The sequence below is a fragment of the Shewanella morhuae genome (assembly GCF_003028295.1).
Classification (GTDB): Bacteria; Pseudomonadota; Gammaproteobacteria; order Enterobacterales; family Shewanellaceae; genus Shewanella; species Shewanella morhuae.
The window spans coordinates 2113037-2129046 of sequence record NZ_PYSG01000002.1 but is presented as its reverse complement, the minus strand read 5'-3'; the positions used below and the strand labels follow the sequence as shown (position 1 = coordinate 2129046).

At 42.4% G+C, this 16010-nt stretch carries 16 protein-coding genes; all 16 read left to right on the top strand.

Going from position 1 to position 16010, the window contains the following annotated elements; all coding sequences use genetic code 11:
• Nucleotides 1-414: 414 nt before the first annotated feature.
• The 16 genes from C9I43_RS09740 to C9I43_RS09665 all read left to right on the top strand — a co-directional run bounded on the left by C9I43_RS09740 (nt 415) and on the right by C9I43_RS09665 (nt 16008).
• Nucleotides 415-1755 (top strand): flagellar hook-length control protein FliK, encoded by a 1341-nt coding sequence (locus tag C9I43_RS09740; RefSeq protein ID WP_107883313.1) that lies wholly within the window; start codon nt 415-417, stop codon nt 1753-1755.
• Between the two features lie 101 nt (nt 1756-1856).
• A complete protein-coding gene (gene fliL / locus C9I43_RS09735) occupies nt 1857-2369 on the top strand; it encodes a flagellar basal body-associated protein FliL (protein WP_107883312.1) in 513 nt (170 codons plus the stop codon).
• Between the two features lie 45 nt (nt 2370-2414).
• Nucleotides 2415-3443, top strand: coding sequence for a flagellar motor switch protein FliM (gene fliM / locus C9I43_RS09730; protein ID WP_076496675.1), 1029 nt, complete (start codon nt 2415-2417; stop codon nt 3441-3443).
• Between the two features lie 11 nt (nt 3444-3454).
• Nucleotides 3455-3835, top strand: coding sequence for a flagellar motor switch protein FliN (gene fliN, locus C9I43_RS09725; RefSeq protein WP_076496676.1), 381 nt, complete (start codon nt 3455-3457; stop codon nt 3833-3835).
• A 31-nt stretch (nt 3836-3866) separates the two neighbouring features.
• Complete coding sequence (gene fliO / locus C9I43_RS09720; RefSeq protein ID WP_107883311.1) at nt 3867-4295, top strand: flagellar biosynthetic protein FliO; 429 nt, start codon at nt 3867-3869, stop codon at nt 4293-4295.
• A complete protein-coding gene (fliP, locus tag C9I43_RS09715; RefSeq protein WP_076496678.1) occupies nt 4292-5038 on the top strand; it encodes a flagellar type III secretion system pore protein FliP in 747 nt (248 codons plus the stop codon). The genes fliO and fliP overlap by 4 nt, the downstream gene beginning before the upstream one ends.
• Before the next feature lie 16 nt (nt 5039-5054).
• A complete protein-coding gene (gene fliQ / locus C9I43_RS09710; RefSeq protein ID WP_076496679.1) occupies nt 5055-5324 on the top strand; it encodes a flagellar biosynthesis protein FliQ in 270 nt (89 codons plus the stop codon).
• A 4-nt stretch (nt 5325-5328) separates the two neighbouring features.
• Nucleotides 5329-6126, top strand: a complete 798-nt coding sequence (gene fliR, locus C9I43_RS09705; protein WP_076496680.1) for a flagellar biosynthetic protein FliR — start codon at nt 5329-5331, stop codon at nt 6124-6126.
• Nucleotides 6127-6141: 15 nt separating this feature from the next.
• Nucleotides 6142-7272, top strand: a complete 1131-nt coding sequence (gene flhB, locus C9I43_RS09700) for a flagellar biosynthesis protein FlhB (protein WP_076496681.1) — start codon at nt 6142-6144, stop codon at nt 7270-7272.
• Nucleotides 7273-7532: 260 nt separating this feature from the next.
• The gene (gene flhA, locus C9I43_RS09695; protein WP_076496682.1) at nt 7533-9632 is read left to right on the top strand and encodes a flagellar biosynthesis protein FlhA; all 2100 of its coding nucleotides are present in this window, start codon (nt 7533-7535) and stop codon (nt 9630-9632) included.
• An 11-nt stretch (nt 9633-9643) separates the two neighbouring features.
• Nucleotides 9644-11029: a flagellar biosynthesis GTPase FlhF gene (flhF, locus tag C9I43_RS09690; protein WP_076496683.1), complete on the top strand. Its 1386-nt coding sequence runs from the start codon at nt 9644-9646 to the stop codon at nt 11027-11029.
• Between the two features lie 4 nt (nt 11030-11033).
• Nucleotides 11034-11915: a MinD/ParA family protein gene (locus tag C9I43_RS09685; RefSeq protein WP_076496684.1), complete on the top strand. Its 882-nt coding sequence runs from the start codon at nt 11034-11036 to the stop codon at nt 11913-11915.
• Entirely contained in the window at nt 11908-12621 is a 714-nt protein-coding gene (locus C9I43_RS09680) for an RNA polymerase sigma factor FliA (protein WP_076496685.1), read from the top strand. The genes C9I43_RS09685 and C9I43_RS09680 overlap by 8 nt, the downstream gene beginning before the upstream one ends.
• A 47-nt stretch (nt 12622-12668) precedes the next feature.
• Nucleotides 12669-13052 carry a chemotaxis response regulator CheY gene (gene cheY, locus C9I43_RS09675; protein ID WP_076496686.1) on the top strand — a complete coding sequence of 128 codons (384 nt, stop codon included), beginning with the start codon at nt 12669-12671 and terminating at the stop codon, nt 13050-13052.
• Between the two features lie 13 nt (nt 13053-13065).
• Nucleotides 13066-13803: a protein phosphatase CheZ gene (locus tag C9I43_RS09670; protein WP_076496687.1), complete on the top strand. Its 738-nt coding sequence runs from the start codon at nt 13066-13068 to the stop codon at nt 13801-13803.
• 15 nt (nt 13804-13818) lie between these two features.
• Complete coding sequence (locus C9I43_RS09665; RefSeq protein ID WP_107883310.1) at nt 13819-16008, top strand: chemotaxis protein CheA; 2190 nt, start codon at nt 13819-13821, stop codon at nt 16006-16008.
• The last annotated feature ends 2 nt before the right edge of the window (nt 16009-16010 follow it).

Sequence of the window (16010 nt, the reverse complement as noted above, 5' to 3'; positions counted from 1 at the left end):
CTAAATCAATGCTATAAATGATTAGTTTGAAACAAAAAATCTATTTTCTGACTGAATGCGCAGATTTTTGCGCATATCAAGGCGTTCTGTCGTACGCCATAGCGAGCTATGATTAGACAGCGCAACGCAGAGAGGTCCGAAAAGATGTCTATTCAGCGGCTCTGCTTATCCCGAGCTCAGGTTACATACTCATCAATTGAGATTAATGCGGATGTTAGTTCGAAGCTTGATTTTCATTAGGCCGAATAATCACAATTCGAGTATATGAACACTAATTATACGAAATTTACCGTAAGTCTGAACGCTTGGCATCTTACTTGCTTTAATTTGTATTATACCTCTGCAATAGCAGCGATAAATTGACGTTCTACCTAGCTCTTTCGCCGTGAAGCTGGGTACTGTTTGGGAGTGCTTATGCAACAAATGACCAATGCCCTGTTGAGTAATACGGGAAATACTGCGGCCAACTCCGCGAAGATATCTTCTCAAACGTCTAATAATGATGACTTTTCATCTACACTGTCTTCTGTTTCCGCGAGTTCACATTCTGTTTCGTCAGCTAAAAAAACACCGGTCAATCTAGATGAACCTTCGCAGGTTACATCTAAAGATAAATCTGTTGACGAAGATAAATTAACAGATAGTGACGATGTTAATCTTATCTTTGCTCAAATAGATATGGCAAATGGTATGAAGAAAGCGGCATCGGAGGGAGAGATATTGCCGCTTACGTTTTTGGATACTGAAGGTGAAACCGTAATCACTGAAGATAAAGATGCGTTATCAGCAGACCCTTCATTGATAACGCCATTAAGCACCAATGCTGTTGTTGATACTCAGAATATAAGTAATGTAATCGATGATACGATGACATTAAGTAATCAAGATGTAAAAAACCAGTCAATGGCAACAAATATCAGTAATGCTATTAATAGCGATGAAGACAATCTGATTAATCAAGCTGCTATCGCAAAATCAATGGCTAATAACTCGGCACAGACTGGCCTAAAAACCGCTAACATTACCACGTCAGCAAATACTTTAGAGCTTGATACTTTAGGTTCTCCAATTGCATCTGAAGTATCAAAAACTGAAACAGGAAGCAAAAGTTCTCTTGATGCGGATAGTGATGCAGCAGCTAGTTTGTTACTTAAAGATGCTAAATTAACCGTCGCTATGGATATTTCGCGAGACAATAATCTCATTGATGATGACAGTAGCTTCTCAGATCTTAAGCCTGCATCGTCAACCCATGGATTATCACTGTCGCAGTTGAACCGTCAAGAAACAGTGTCAGTGCAATTGTCATTGCGTCAAGGTGTTGAGCAGCAGAATCAAATGCAAGAGATGATTCAACGGTTTTCACCTGTTATGAGGCAGCAATTGATTACTATGGTGAGCCAGGGGATTCAACACGCGGAGATCCGACTCGATCCGCCAGAATTAGGCCATATGCTGGTTAAAATACAAGTGCATGGCGATCAAACCCAAGTACAGTTTCATGTCACTCAGTCACAAACGCGTGATTTAGTTGAGCAAGCAATGCCAAGATTACGTGAGTTGTTGCAAGACCAAGGAATGCAATTGGCCGACAGTCATGTTTCCCAAGGGGACCAAGGCCATCCCCGAGAAGGTAATTTTGGCGATGGAGACGGTTCAAATCATACCGATATGGATGAAATTGCAGCAGAAGAACTCGATTTAGTGTTAAATCAAACCACAAGCATAAATTCAGGTATAGATTATTACGCTTAAGCAGGTAACCTATAGCAATAACTTACGCGAATAATGTCGTTACGATTTGATTAAGATAACAAAACATAATGCGTTTTCGCCTAAATTGAAGAGAATAGTGAATGCCTAAAGAAGAATCGCTTGAGTTAGGAAGCACTGATAAATCGAAAAGCAAGAAAAAGCTTTTTATCTTCGTGGGCGCGGGGATTATTGTTTTATTGGTTATCGCGGCCGTCTTATGGTTTTTGTTGGGTAGCAGTTCAGAAGATGCTGCCATCCCCGCTGATACTGTACAAACAGAAGTGCCAAGTGGGGCAGGGGTTGCAGCTTATGTTCCTATGCCACGTCCCTTTTTATTCAATCTTCCTGGTTCAGATAGAGCCCGCTTAGTTGAGATTAAAGTTCAACTTATGGTGCGCGGAACTGATGATGTACTGACACAAAAACATATTCCGTTAATTGAAGATGCACTTTTAACCACGTTTAGTGGCTCCAATGTCCAGAGACTCAGTACGCAAGCAGGTAAAGATGAATTACGCCAGCTAGCGCTGTTGAGTGTGCAAAATACTCTGCAGTCAGTGACGGGGCGTAAAGTGGTCGAAAAAGTGTTATTCACCGGCTTTGTTATGCAATAACAGCTGTGCTGTCAGTCGGAAATCTAAAGAGGCGAAGGCAATATAGTGAGTGATTTATTAAGCCAAGACGAAATTGATGCTCTTTTACACGGGGTCGATGACGTCGATGACGATGAAGATGACATCTCCCCAGAAGATGCGCGATCCTATGATTTCTCTTCGCAAGACAGAATAGTTCGTGGGCGTATGCCCACGTTGGAAATCGTCAATGAGCGTTTTGCTCGTCACTTACGGATCAGCATGTTCAATATGATGCGCCGTGCTGCAGAAGTGTCGATTAACGGCGTACAAATGCTTAAATTTGGTGAGTACGTTCATACACTGTTCGTTCCTACTAGTTTGAATATGGTACGTTTTAGCCCCCTAAAAGGGACGGCACTTATTACCATGGAAGCGCGATTAGTGTTTATTTTAGTCGACAACTTTTTTGGTGGTGATGGACGTTTTCATGCCAAAATTGAAGGTCGTGAGTTCACGCCGACAGAAAGACGCATCGTACAATTATTACTGAAGATTATTTTTGAAGACTATAAAGATGCTTGGGCGCCAGTAATGGATGTAGAGTTCGATTATTTGGACTCTGAAGTTAACCCTGCAATGGCGAACATTGTCAGTCCTACTGAAGTTGTGGTGATAAATTCATTCCATATTGAAGTTGATGGCGGCGGGGGAGATTTTCATATAACTATGCCGTACTCGATGATTGAGCCTATTCGAGAGTTGCTTGATGCGGGGGTACAGAGTGATAAACAAGATACGGATATGCGTTGGTCACAAGCGCTACACGATGAAATAATGGATGTGAAGGTGGGATTCGATGCCAACATTGTTGAACATGAAGTAACCCTCAAAGATGTGATGAATTTTAAAGCGGGTGATATTATTCCTATCGAATTGCCAGAATATATCATGATGAGAGTCGAAGACTTACCAACGTATCGTTGTAAAATGGGGCGTTCTAGAGATAATCTTGCTCTTAAAATTTGTGAAAAAATTCCGCGTCCAGAAACCGTCAAATCCGAGCTGCAATTAGTAACACGAAAAAATAAAACTCGCGATATATCAGAAATATAGGGTGAAGTAAGATGAGCACAGAAGATACCGATGATTGGGCAGCAGCGATGGCTGAACAGGCGCTAGAAGAAGCCAATGCTATTGAGCTTGATGAACTGGTGGACGATTCAAGGCCGATTAGTCAAGCTGAAGCGGCAAAGCTGGATACGATATTAGATATTCCGGTGACGATTTCAATGGAAGTAGGCCGTAGCTATATCAGTATTCGTAATCTATTACAGTTGAATCAAGGTTCTGTGGTGGAGCTCGATAGAGTCGCAGGTGAGCCACTGGATGTGATGGTCAACGGGACATTGATTGCTCATGGTGAAGTAGTAGTGGTAAACGATAAATTTGGTATTCGCTTAACTGATGTAATCAGCCAGACTGAACGTATTAAAAAGCTTAAATAATAGTGAATATAAACCGAGTTGGAATTTTTTGATGAATACATCAGTGATTATGAATTTAGCTGCAGCCTCGCAGACTCAAGGTAGTAGCCTACTGGCTGATAATGCGCCCAATGCCGCTAATGTCGCGAATTCTAGCGCATCATTACATGAGCCTTCGCAGATCGCGACGTTAGCGAGTATGTTAGGTGGCTTAATTGTTGTTTTATTGTTAATTTTTACTCTAGCGTATTTATTAAGACGTTTTAATCTTGTTCCTGCCAATAATAGCGTTTTAAAAACGCTTGCGGTCACCTCTCTTGGACAAAAAGAGCGCCTAGTATTGGTGCAACTGGGTACACAACAGTATTTGATCGGTGTTAGCGGGCAACAAGTAAACTTGATTGATAAACTGGCTGAGCCTATCCACATAGAATCAGACTCTTTTGCGAGTCGGCTACGTCAGGCGAAATCAAAACAATGACAACACGTATGCTTGCGTTACTAGGGGTAGTGATTTTGATATTTATGCCGTCGGCTTGGGCTGCTGATGGCGTTTTACCCGCAGTGACAGTCACTACGGCGCCAGACGGTTCAACAGAATACTCTGTTACCATGCAAATTCTACTACTGATGACATCGCTAAGCTTTTTACCTGCGATGCTGATTATGTTGACCTCTTTCACACGCATTATCATCGTGCTCTCTATTTTGCGCCAAGCCATTGGTTTACAACAAACGCCTTCTAATCAAGTCTTAATTGGTATGAGTTTGTTTATGACTTTTTTTATTATGGCGCCTGTGTTTGACCGAATTTATGATGAAGGAGTTAAACCCTACATTGAAGAGCAATTAACATTGCAACAAGCGTTCGATAAAGGCAAAGAACCCATTAGGGGGTTCATGCTAGGCCAAGTCAGAACAACAGATTTGAAAACCTTTATTGAAATTTCAGGTTATCAAGGGATTAAGTCCCCTGAAGAAGCGCCTATGAGTGTGCTTATTCCCGCCTTTATAACCAGTGAGCTAAAAACTGCTTTTCAAATCGGTTTTATGCTCTTTGTGCCGTTTTTGGTACTAGATCTTGTGGTTGCGAGTATTCTGATGGCCATGGGTATGATGATGCTTTCACCTATGATTGTGTCTCTGCCGTTTAAGATAATGCTATTTGTTCTCGTTGATGGTTGGAGCTTAGTCCTTGGGACATTAGCCAATAGTTTCGGGTAGCCAAAGGGAAATACGCATGAGTCCAGAAGCCCTAATTGATATTTTTCGCGAGGCACTCGCTGTTATTGTAATGATGGTATCGGCAATTGTGTTACCGGGACTCGGCATTGGGCTTATCGTTGCTGTATTCCAAGCTGCAACGTCAATTAACGAGCAAACCTTAAGTTTCTTACCTCGATTATTAGTCACGCTGTTCGGTTTAATGTTTATGGGGCATTGGTTGGTTCAAACCCTGATGGACTTTTTTATCGAGATGGTCAATCGCATTCCGCAAGTGATAGGCTAATCAAATGGAGGTGTTACTCGATACCATAACCCAAACCATAGCAGCATATATTTGGCCCTTATTTCGAGTGGCGAGTATGCTGATGGTGATGGTGGTATTTGGCGCAGCAACTACACCCGCACGTGTACGTTTATTATTAGCTATGGCGATTACTTTCTCTATCGCTCCTATTCTTCCCCCTGTTGAAAATGTCGAATTATTCTCTTTAGGAGCTGTATTTATTACGGCTCAGCAAATTATTATTGGTGTTGCTATGGGGTTTGTTACTCAGATGGTGATGCAAGTATTTGTATTAACTGGGCAGATTATCGGTATGCAAACCAGTTTAGGCTTTGCTTCTATGGTTGATCCAGGCTCTGGGCAGCAAACGCCCGTAATTGGTAACTTTTTTCTATTACTTGCAACGTTGATTTTCTTAGCCGTTGATGGTCATCTGTTAATGATCCGCATGTTAGTTGCGAGTTTTGAAACCTTACCTATTTCCAATCAAGGATTAAGCCTTACCAGTTATCGGGCACTAGCGGACTGGGGCTCGTATATGTTTGGCGCAGCATTAACAATGTCGATATCAGCAATCATTGCGTTATTATTAGTGAACTTGTCTTTTGGCGTGATGACCCGCGCCGCGCCGCAATTAAATATTTTCTCTATTGGTTTTCCGATCACTATGATCGGTGGGTTGTTTATTCTTTGGTTAACTCTAACGCCCGTGATGGCGCATTTTGATGAGGTTTGGTCTACCGCTCAGCTTTTGCTCTGCGATATGCTCAGTTTGCAATGTAACGCTGATGGCCTTATTTGATAATAGGAGTTGCAAATGGCTGAAGAATCAAGTGGTGAACGTAGTGAGGAACCCACCGGGAGGCGTCTAGAACAGGCGCGGGAAAAAGGCCAGATAGCTCGCTCAAAAGAACTCGGTACTGCAGCAGTATTAATTTCGGCAGCATGTGGTTTTTATATGTTGGGCCCAAGTCTAGCCATCAGCTTAACCCGAGTGTTTGAAACCGTATTTACCATGGATAGGGCACAAATTTTTGATACTGAAGAAATGTTTAATGTCTGGGGTGTGGTTGCAAACGAAATAGCCTGGCCTATGGCTAAAATTATGTTATTGATTGTCGTTGTGGCGTTTATCGGTAATATTTTACTTGGGGGAATTAATTTTTCAACTAAAGCAATGATGCCCAAAGCCAGTAAAATGAGTCCTATGGCAGGTTTTAAGCGTATGTTTGGTGTGCAGGCATTAGTTGAACTGACTAAGGGTATTGCTAAGTTTTCTGTGATAGCTTTTTCGGCATATTTTTTATTAAGCTATTATTTTAACGATATTATGCTTTTGTCTAGCGACCACCTTCCAGGTAATGTTTATCATGCTTTAGATTTACTCATTTGGATGTTTATTTTGTTATGTTCTTCTATTTTATTTATTGTCGTTATTGATGTGCCATTCCAAATTTGGAATCATAACAAACAGCTTAAAATGACTAAACAAGAAGTGAAGGATGAATACAAAGATACCGAAGGTAAACCCGAGGTAAAAGGACGCGTTCGGCAGATGCAGCGTGAATTGGCACAACGGCGCATGATGGCTGAAGTACCTAATGCCGATGTTATTGTGGTCAACCCCGAGCATTTTGCCGTCGCCATCAAATATGATATAAAACGTTCAACTGCTCCTTTTGTCATTGCTAAAGGGGTTGATGATGTGGCCTTTAAAATTAGAGAAATTGCGCGCTCACACGATATTACCATTGTTTCTGCGCCGCCGCTTGCTAGAGCAATTTACCATACCACTAAGTTAGACCAACAAATTCCTGAAGGTTTATTTACCGCTGTTGCACAGATTTTGGCTTATGTATTTCAATTAAGGCAATATCAAAAAGGGCGCGGTCGTAAACCTATTCCCATTCCGCTTAACCAACCTATTCCTGATGAATTAAAATATTAATTTTTTGAAGTGAATAGCGCAAATAACTCCCAGTATGAGTTGTAATACTCAAGATATTGATAGTGTTACCAATGCTTAGCCCTTATGTGTCGTATGACTCTCTGCACTGTTTTTAAAGCTATTTCTGTGGACCTATCAATCTATTGTGCTGATAATTTAGCCTGTCAGTTGTGTTTATATCAATTTTAGAGATGACGATGTTTTTGTTGGCTCATTTTTTGCTTTTCGATTGTTACATGTCAAAATTTTGGTTATAGCGAATGGATGTTAAAGCGACTCTTGGTCAAGTAAAACAAATGAAGTTGAGTTCATTCAAAGGCATTGGTACGCCTATGATTGTGCTTGCCTCATTAGCCATGATTGTGCTGCCCATTCCTCCATTTTTACTTGATATTCTATTCTCTTTTAACATTGCACTCGCACTTATCGTCTTACTCGTAGCTATTTATACCGATAGACCGTTAGATTTTGCTGCTTTTCCGACAGTGCTATTAGTTGCAACCCTATTACGCCTTGCGCTAAACGTAGCCTCAACCCGTGTGGTATTACTCGAAGGTCATAATGGCGGTGATGCGGCTGGTAAAGTTATTGAAGCCTTCGGTTCAGTTGTGATTGGTGGTAACTATGCAGTTGGTTTAGTCGTATTTATTATCCTCATTATTATTAACTTTGCCGTGGTGACTAAAGGTGCCGGGCGTATTGCTGAAGTAAGTGCCCGCTTTACCTTGGATGCAATGCCAGGTAAACAAATGGCAATTGATGCCGACTTGAATGCTGGCACATTAAACCAAGATCAAGCGAGAATACGTCGTGCTGAAGTGACCCGTGAAGCCGACTTTTACGGTGCGATGGACGGTGCTTCAAAATTTGTAAAAGGTGATGCGATCGCTGGGATCATGATTCTAGTAATCAATATTTTAGGTGGTTTTATCATCGGGATTGTGCAACATGGTTTGAGTTTCACTGAAGCCGTCGAAATTTATACCTTATTGACGATTGGTGATGGACTAGTCGCACAAATACCTGGACTGCTACTCTCTATTGCAGCGGCGCTAATGGTCACTCGTCAAAATGAATCCGGCGATATGGGCCAAATGATGATGAGTCAGATGTTTGACAGTCATAAGTCATTGGGCATTGCCGCTGGAGTGCTGTTTGTTATGGGTATTGTCCCTGGCATGCCACATATGGCATTTTTAAGCTTTGCAGTTTTAACGGCCTGTGCTGCATATTTTGTCTATAAGCGAAATGAGACTAAGCGCGTTGTAGCCCTAGAACAGGTCAAATCAGGACCGATTGAAAGGCAAAATTCAGAGCCGAAGGAGTTGGGGTGGGATGATGTGCATCATGTTGATACTATTGGTCTTGAGGTCGGATATCGTCTTATTCCATTGGTAGATAAAGCGCAAGGTGGTGAGTTACTTAGCCGTATAAAAGGTGTGCGTAAAAAACTATCTCAAGAATTAGGCTTCTTAGTCCCTGCAGTGCATATTCGCGACAATTTAGATTTATCGCCTAATGCCTATCGCATTACGTTAATGGGGGTTGTCGTAGGAGAAGCCGATATTCGCCATGACTGCGAATTAGCCATCAACCCTGGTCAAGTGTATGGGAAACTGGATGGTATTGAAACGCGCGATCCAGCATTTGGTTTAGAAGCTGTATGGATAGCGCCAGAATTACGTGAGCATGCACAAACTTTAGGCTATACCGTAGTCGATGCCGCAACAGTTGTAGCAACTCATATTAGTCAATTGCTAACAAATAATGCTGCTAAGTTGCTAGGTTATGAAGAAGTGCAACAATTGATGGATATGCTTGCAAAACACTCACCTAAACTTGTAGATGGCTTTATTCCCGACATTATGCCGCTAGGGCATGTCGTAAAAGTGATGCAAAACCTATTAAATGAAGGTGTTTCTGTCAGAGACTTGCGCACAATCGTACAAACTTTGTTAGAATACGGCACTAAGAGTAATGATACGGAAGTGTTAACTGCGGCAGTGCGTATAGCATTGAAACGTATGATAGTTCAGGAGATATCAGGGCCAGAGCTAGAAATCCCCGTCATAACATTGGCGCCAGAGTTGGAACAGATGTTGCATCAGTCAATGCAGGCAACTGGTGGAGATGGTCCAAATATCGAACCTGGTCTTGCAGAGCGTATGCAGCAGTCACTTGCAGATGCTGCTCAGAAGCAAGAAATGGTCGGACAACCCGCTATATTGTTGACGTCAGGTATGTTGCGCGCGACGCTGTCACGCTTTGTTAAACATACTATTCCTAATCTGAGAGTCATTTCTTACCAAGAAATACCTGATGAGAAGCAAATACGTATTGTATCTGCAGTGGGTCAGTAGAGGACGCATAAGTGAAGATTAAACGATTTTTTGCCAAAGACATGCGCGCTGCACTGGCCCAAGTGAAAGAAACACTCGGCTCAGATGCCGTTATTATGTCAAATAAAAAAGTCAACGGCGGTATCGAGATTGTCGCTGCGGTTGACTACGACGAACCTAAAGACAAAGCTGCACTAACCGCACCAGCGCCGACGTTTATGGACGTGAGTGATGATCTTGTTTCATTAGGGGCAAAGCAGCCGGTTCGGGTTGAAACCCGCGCTAAGCCAGCAGCACCAGCAGATTCTTTACAGGCTTTATTAGAAAAACAGCAAAGCCGTTTGAATCAACAAATGACACATCAACAAGCTGACGCTGAATTACCCGCATGGGCAAAAGGCTTGCAAGCGCCAGCAACAGCGGCTAAACCAGAGCGACGTGAAGCGCCTGCTATGTTTGATAAAAAGCCACAGACTTCTCAAAAGCAGACCGCTGATATTGAAGCTATGCGTGACGAGCTAGCCTCACTGCGTAATTTATTAACGCATCAGGTGTCCTCTTTAATGACAGAGCATAAAAAGCGTATTGATCCTGTTGGTGCTATGCTTGAAGCCAAGTTACTTGAGGCGGAGTTTTCTCCTGCTGTGGCAAAAAAATTAGCTGAATTAAGCCAGCATTATACACCAGCTGAATTAGTCAGAGCTTTGCCGCAGAGTCTAGCTAATATGCTAGATAATCAAGGCGATGATATTGTAAGGCAAGGCGGGGTTGTTGCGCTTGTTGGCCCTACTGGTGTAGGTAAAACGACTTCATTAGCTAAACTTGCGGCACGTTTTGCGGCTCATCATGGCGCTGAGCATGTGGCCTTGATCACCACAGATCATTATCGTATTGGTGCCTATGAGCAATTAGCTACTTACGGTAAAATAATGGGCTGTCCAGTAAAGCAAGCCCATGATCTAAATGAATTAGAACAAATTCTTTATCAGTTCCGTAATCGTAAGCTTGTTTTGATCGATACGGCTGGAATGGGACAGCGGGATATGCGTCTTTACCAGCAACTTGATAATTTAACTGCAAATAGCAGGATACCAATTCGCAGTTATCTGGTACTGTCAGCCACAGGACAGCGCCGTGTGTTGCAAGATGCTGTTAATCATTTTAAACGCATTCCTTTATCTGGTGTCGTTCTGACAAAACTTGATGAATCTGTATCATTAGCAGGAGCATTAAGTGTATTAATCCAAAATGGATTACCGTTAAGTTATGTTACTGATGGACAAAGAGTTCCTGAAGATATGAAAGTGGCGGATACCCTGACTTTAGCTCAGCAGGCGCTTGAAGCGTTAGATAGTACAGAACAACAATCATTACAAGACACAGCGTGGTCAGATAGCATGGCCTGTGCATTTGAGTAGATTTATGACCCTGGATCAAGCAAGTGGTTTACGTATGATGAATCAACCCTACAACGAAAAAGTGAAAGTAATCGCGGTAACCGGTGGTAAAGGTGGTGTCGGTAAAACCACAGTTTCCATTAATACTGCTGTGGCATTAGCCGAAAAAGGCAAGCGTGTCTTGGTGCTTGATGCTGACCTTGGCCTCGCCAATGTCGATGTTATGCTGGGTATTCGCGCTGAGCGTAATTTATCGCACGTTCTTTCTGGTGATGCTGAACTTGACGATATTATCGTTCGTGGTCCTAAAGGAATTGGGATCGTACCAGCAACATCAGGAACGCAAGGGATGGTAGAATTAAGTCCTGCGCAGCATGCGGGATTGATCCGTGCTTTTAGCGAGATGAGAACCCAGTTTGATATTTTGGTGGTGGATACAGCCGCAGGAATTTCAGATATGGTGCTCAGCTTCTCACGTGCTTCGCAAGATGTATTAGTCGTTGTATGTGATGAGCCTACTTCGATCACCGATGCGTATGCTCTGATTAAAATACTGAGCCGTGAGCATGGTGTGTTCCGTTTTAAAATAGTTGCCAATATGGTGCGTAGTTTACGCGAAGGCATGGAATTATTTGCTAAACTCAGTAAAGTGACTGACAGATTTTTAGATGTCGCTCTAGAATTAGTTGCAACAATTCCATTTGATGAAAATCTTCGTAAATCAGTACGTAAACAAAAGCTCGTGGTTGAAGCCTATCCTAAATCACCATCGGCAATTGCCTATCAAGGATTAGCGAATAAGATTATGAGCTGGCCAGTACCGCAGCAACCTGGTGGTCATTTGGAGTTTTTCGTTGAGCGTTTAGTACAACGACCAGATTTTCAAGAGGAAAAAATGAGTGAATAAAGCCGCTGCGTATACTTGTTTAGACAATAAATCATCTATCGTTGAACAGTATGCCCCGTTGGTTAAAAGAATTGCGCATCATTTACTCGCTAGGCTACCTGCATCAGTGCAGTTAGATGATTTACTGCAAGCTGGGATGATGGGGTTATTAGAAGCATCATCCAAGTTTGATGGTGATAAAGGTGCAAAATTTGAAACCTTCGCTGGCATACGGATCCGTGGCGCTATGCTCGATGAAATTCGCCGTGGTGATTGGGTTCCGCGTTCCGTTCATCGAAATAATCGTACGGTCGCACGGGCAATTGGCGAGTTAGAACAATCTCTGGGACGTGATGCACGCGATACAGAAATTGCAGAAAAACTTGATATGACACTCGATGAGTACCATCATATTCTTAACGATGTTTCTGTTGGTAAAATCATAGGGATAGAGGATTTAGGTGTCTCTCAGGATATACTGACTGACAGTGATTGGTCTGGTGATGATTCATTTGAAACATTAGCTCAGACTCAATTCCAGACAGCGTTAGTGGCGGCGATTAAATTATTACCCGAGAGAGATGCATTAGTCTTATCGCTGTACTACGATGAAGCATTGAATTTAAAAGAGATTGGCGCCATTCTTGAGGTTAGTGAATCGCGGGTTAGCCAGATATTAAGTCAGGCAATGTTACGATTGAAAGCTAAACTTAAGCAGTGGACATAATTATAATTTTTAATTGAGCACATAATGTCAGCTCACCGGAGGAAACCTTGGACAAGAATATGAAGATTCTTATTGTTGACGATTTTTCAACAATGAGGCGTATCATCAAGAACTTGTTGCGAGACTTGGGGTTTAATAACACCCAAGAAGCAGACGATGGCTCAACTGCCTTGCCGATGTTGCAAAAGGGAGGTTTTGATTTTGTTGTTACAGATTGGAATATGCCTGGCATGCAAGGGATTGATCTGTTAAAAGCCATTCGCGCAGATGATTCGCTTAAACATTTACCCGTATTAATGGTGACTGCTGAAGCAAAACGTGAACAAATCATTGCAGCTGCTCAAGCAGGTGTGAATGGTTATGTAGTTAAGCCTTTTACTGCGGCAACGCTGAAAGAGAAGTTAGATAAAATATTCGAACGACTCGCTTGAGCAAGGATGAGCTATGAAGTCACAAACATCAGGGCTCATTACGCTCGAACAAGCTCAGCACTTTGTTGAATTATTAAGTGCAGGTGAGCAAAGTCAGGCTGATGATTTATTTCGAGAGCTTGCCGTTCCACTTCAAAGGGAGCTATTCGAAGAAGTCGGAAAACTCACTCGACAGCTTCATAGCGCGTTGATGGATTTTCAAGTTGATAATCGTCTTGCTGAATTAGCCAGTACAGAAATCCCCGACGCCAAGCAACGGTTAAATTACGTTATTGACCTTACCGAACAAGCAGCTAATAAAACGATGGATGCGGTAGAAGAGTGTTTGCCTTTGGCTAATGCCTTAACCAGCAATATTCAACGTGTTATGCCAACTTGGGATCGGTTGATGCGTCGTGAGATTGCATTAAATGAGTTTAAAGTTCTCTGTCATGACGTACAAGACTTGATGACTCGCAGCGAGAATGACTCTACTCGATTACGTGAATTACTTAATCAAATTTTGATGGCGCAAGATTTTCAAGACTTAACAGGGCAAATGATACGTCGTGTTATTGATCTGGTTATGGAAGTAGAAAATAATCTAGTTTCTATGCTGACGGTCTTTGGTGAGCAGCCGGTGATCGATAATCAGATTGCTCAGAAAAATAATATTGAAGCTGAAGGCCCGATTATGAATGCTGAGCTTCGTCAGGATGTCGTAACGGGTCAAGACGAAGTGGATGATCTTCTGTCTAGTCTGGGTTTCTAACTGGGAGTCAATTTGATGGCCTTTGATGTAGATGAAGAGATACTCCAGGACTTTTTAGTCGAAGCGGGTGAAATTTTAGAGCTTCTTCAAGAGCAGCTTGTTGCACTTGAAAATAATCCTGACGATACCAATTTACTTAACGCCATTTTTCGAGGGTTCCATACCGTCAAAGGCGGCGCAGGATTTCTCAGCTTAAGCCCCATGGTTGACGTTTGTCATGAAGCGGAAAACACCTTCGATTTATTGCGAACAGGCAAGCGTAGTGTTAATGCCGAGCTGATGGATATTATTCTGCAGGCTGTTGATGCAATTAATACGATGTTTGCACAAACCCAGCGAGGTGAACAACAGGACCCTGCTGAATCAGGTTTGTTGGCAAGATTAAAAATGTTAAGTTCTGGAGCTCCTTTAACCTCTGAAACTGTGCTCGCCGCAGAGGTTATTGTTGACGTTGTTATAGAGACAGAACCTTCTGTTATTGAACCTTCAGTCATTCAAGAGATCCCCATTGATATTGCCGCTCATTCATCTTCTCTTGATGACATTAATGATGCAGAGTTTGAGGCTTTGTTAGATGCTCTTCATGGCTCAGGGAAAGGCCCCGCGGCTAATGTTAGTACATTGCCGACAGTAGCTAATAAGCCCGATTCAGCAAAGTCTGGTAGTGATATTACTGACGATGAGTTTGAAGCATTACTCGATGAATTACACGGTTCAGGTAAATTTAAAGCTGAAACTGAAATCACTAGCCCGCCGAAGGTTGCCTCGGCACCTCCACCTCAATCTATTGTTGATGCGGATGAAATTACCGATGATGAGTTTGAACGATTACTCGATGAGTTGCACGGTAAAGGCAGTACTCCAACTAAAGTTGAAACAAAAGCTGCAACAGTTGAAGTGAAAACAGTAATCGCAGCTCCAACACCAACTCCAGCTGTGGCAAGTGTTTTAGCGGTTAAGCCTAAAGTTGAATTAGCTGTCGTAGATAAAGCGCCAGCAAAAGCTGCATCATCGAATGTCCCCCAGGGTGAGACGACTGTACGAGTAGATACTGCAAGGCTTGACCAGATCATGAATATGGTCGGTGAGCTTGTATTAGTGCGAAACCGTCTCGTTAGCTTAGGCATCAGTCGTGATGATGAAGAAATGTCGAAAGCTTTAGCTAATTTAGATCTCGTCACCGCCGACTTACAAGGTGCGGTAATGAAAACTCGTATGCAACCGATCAAAAAAGTATTTGGTCGTTTTCCTCGAGTAGTACGCGATCTTGCGCGTACATTGAATAAAGAAATTGATTTAATTATGGTTGGAGAAGAAACCGACCTAGATAAAAACTTAGTAGAAGCACTTGCGGATCCACTTGTCCACTTAGTGCGTAACTCCGTCGATCATGGCATTGAAATGCCAAATGAGCGCGAAGCCAATGGTAAATCGAGAACGGGGACCATCACTTTATCTGCAAGCCAAGAAGGCGATCATATACTGCTCAAAATCGAAGATGATGGCGCAGGTATGGATCCAGAAAAGTTGAAACAAATCGCGGTAAATCGTGGTGTACTTGATGAGGATTCTGCCGCACGTATGACCGATAATGAGGCCTATAATCTCATTTTTGCTCCAGGCTTTTCAACTAAGGTTGAAATATCGGATATCTCTGGCCGTGGCGTGGGCATGGACGTCGTAAAAACACGCATTACTCAGCTTAACGGTACAGTGCATATTGATTCAATGAAAGGTAAAGGCACAGTACTTGAGATTAAGGTCCCATTAACATTGGCGATTATGCCGACGTTAATGGTTGATGTTGCCAAACAAGTATTTGCACTACCTTTATCCAGTGTTAACGAGATATTCCATCTTGATCTAACTAAAACCAATATTGTTGATGGGCAATTGACGGTCATTGTTCGTAATAAAGCGGTACCACTGTTCTATTTGGAGCACTGGTTACATAAAAAGAAAACCACTTTTAAACATGGCGATAAAACCCATGGTCATGTGGTGATAGTGCAATTAGGTATGATGCAAATTGGTTTTGTTGTCGATGGCTTAATTGGTCAGGAGGAAGTTGTTATTAAGCCCCTTGGCACTATGCTACAAGGCACACCTGGAATGGCAGGCGCAACAATTACATCGGATGGTGGCATTGCGCTGATCCTAGATGTGCCTGGTTTATTAAAGCATTATGCGAAAAGTAGAAATTAATT

Coding starts and splice junctions, on each gene's coding strand:
- fliN (WP_076496676.1), top strand. CDS start 3,455: ATGAGCACAGAAGATACCGATGATTGGGCAGCAGCGATGGCTGAACAG.
- fliO (WP_107883311.1), top strand. CDS start 3,867: ATGAATACATCAGTGATTATGAATTTAGCTGCAGCCTCGCAGACTCAA.
- C9I43_RS09670 (WP_076496687.1), top strand. CDS start 13,066: ATGAAGTCACAAACATCAGGGCTCATTACGCTCGAACAAGCTCAGCAC.
- C9I43_RS09685 (WP_076496684.1), top strand. CDS start 11,034: ATGACCCTGGATCAAGCAAGTGGTTTACGTATGATGAATCAACCCTAC.
- C9I43_RS09665 (WP_107883310.1), top strand. CDS start 13,819: ATGGCCTTTGATGTAGATGAAGAGATACTCCAGGACTTTTTAGTCGAA.
- fliR (WP_076496680.1), top strand. CDS start 5,329: ATGGAGGTGTTACTCGATACCATAACCCAAACCATAGCAGCATATATT.
- fliQ (WP_076496679.1), top strand. CDS start 5,055: ATGAGTCCAGAAGCCCTAATTGATATTTTTCGCGAGGCACTCGCTGTT.
- C9I43_RS09740 (WP_107883313.1), top strand. CDS start 415: ATGCAACAAATGACCAATGCCCTGTTGAGTAATACGGGAAATACTGCG.
- flhA (WP_076496682.1), top strand. CDS start 7,533: ATGGATGTTAAAGCGACTCTTGGTCAAGTAAAACAAATGAAGTTGAGT.
- flhB (WP_076496681.1), top strand. CDS start 6,142: ATGGCTGAAGAATCAAGTGGTGAACGTAGTGAGGAACCCACCGGGAGG.
- fliP (WP_076496678.1), top strand. CDS start 4,292: ATGACAACACGTATGCTTGCGTTACTAGGGGTAGTGATTTTGATATTT.
- fliL (WP_107883312.1), top strand. CDS start 1,857: ATGCCTAAAGAAGAATCGCTTGAGTTAGGAAGCACTGATAAATCGAAA.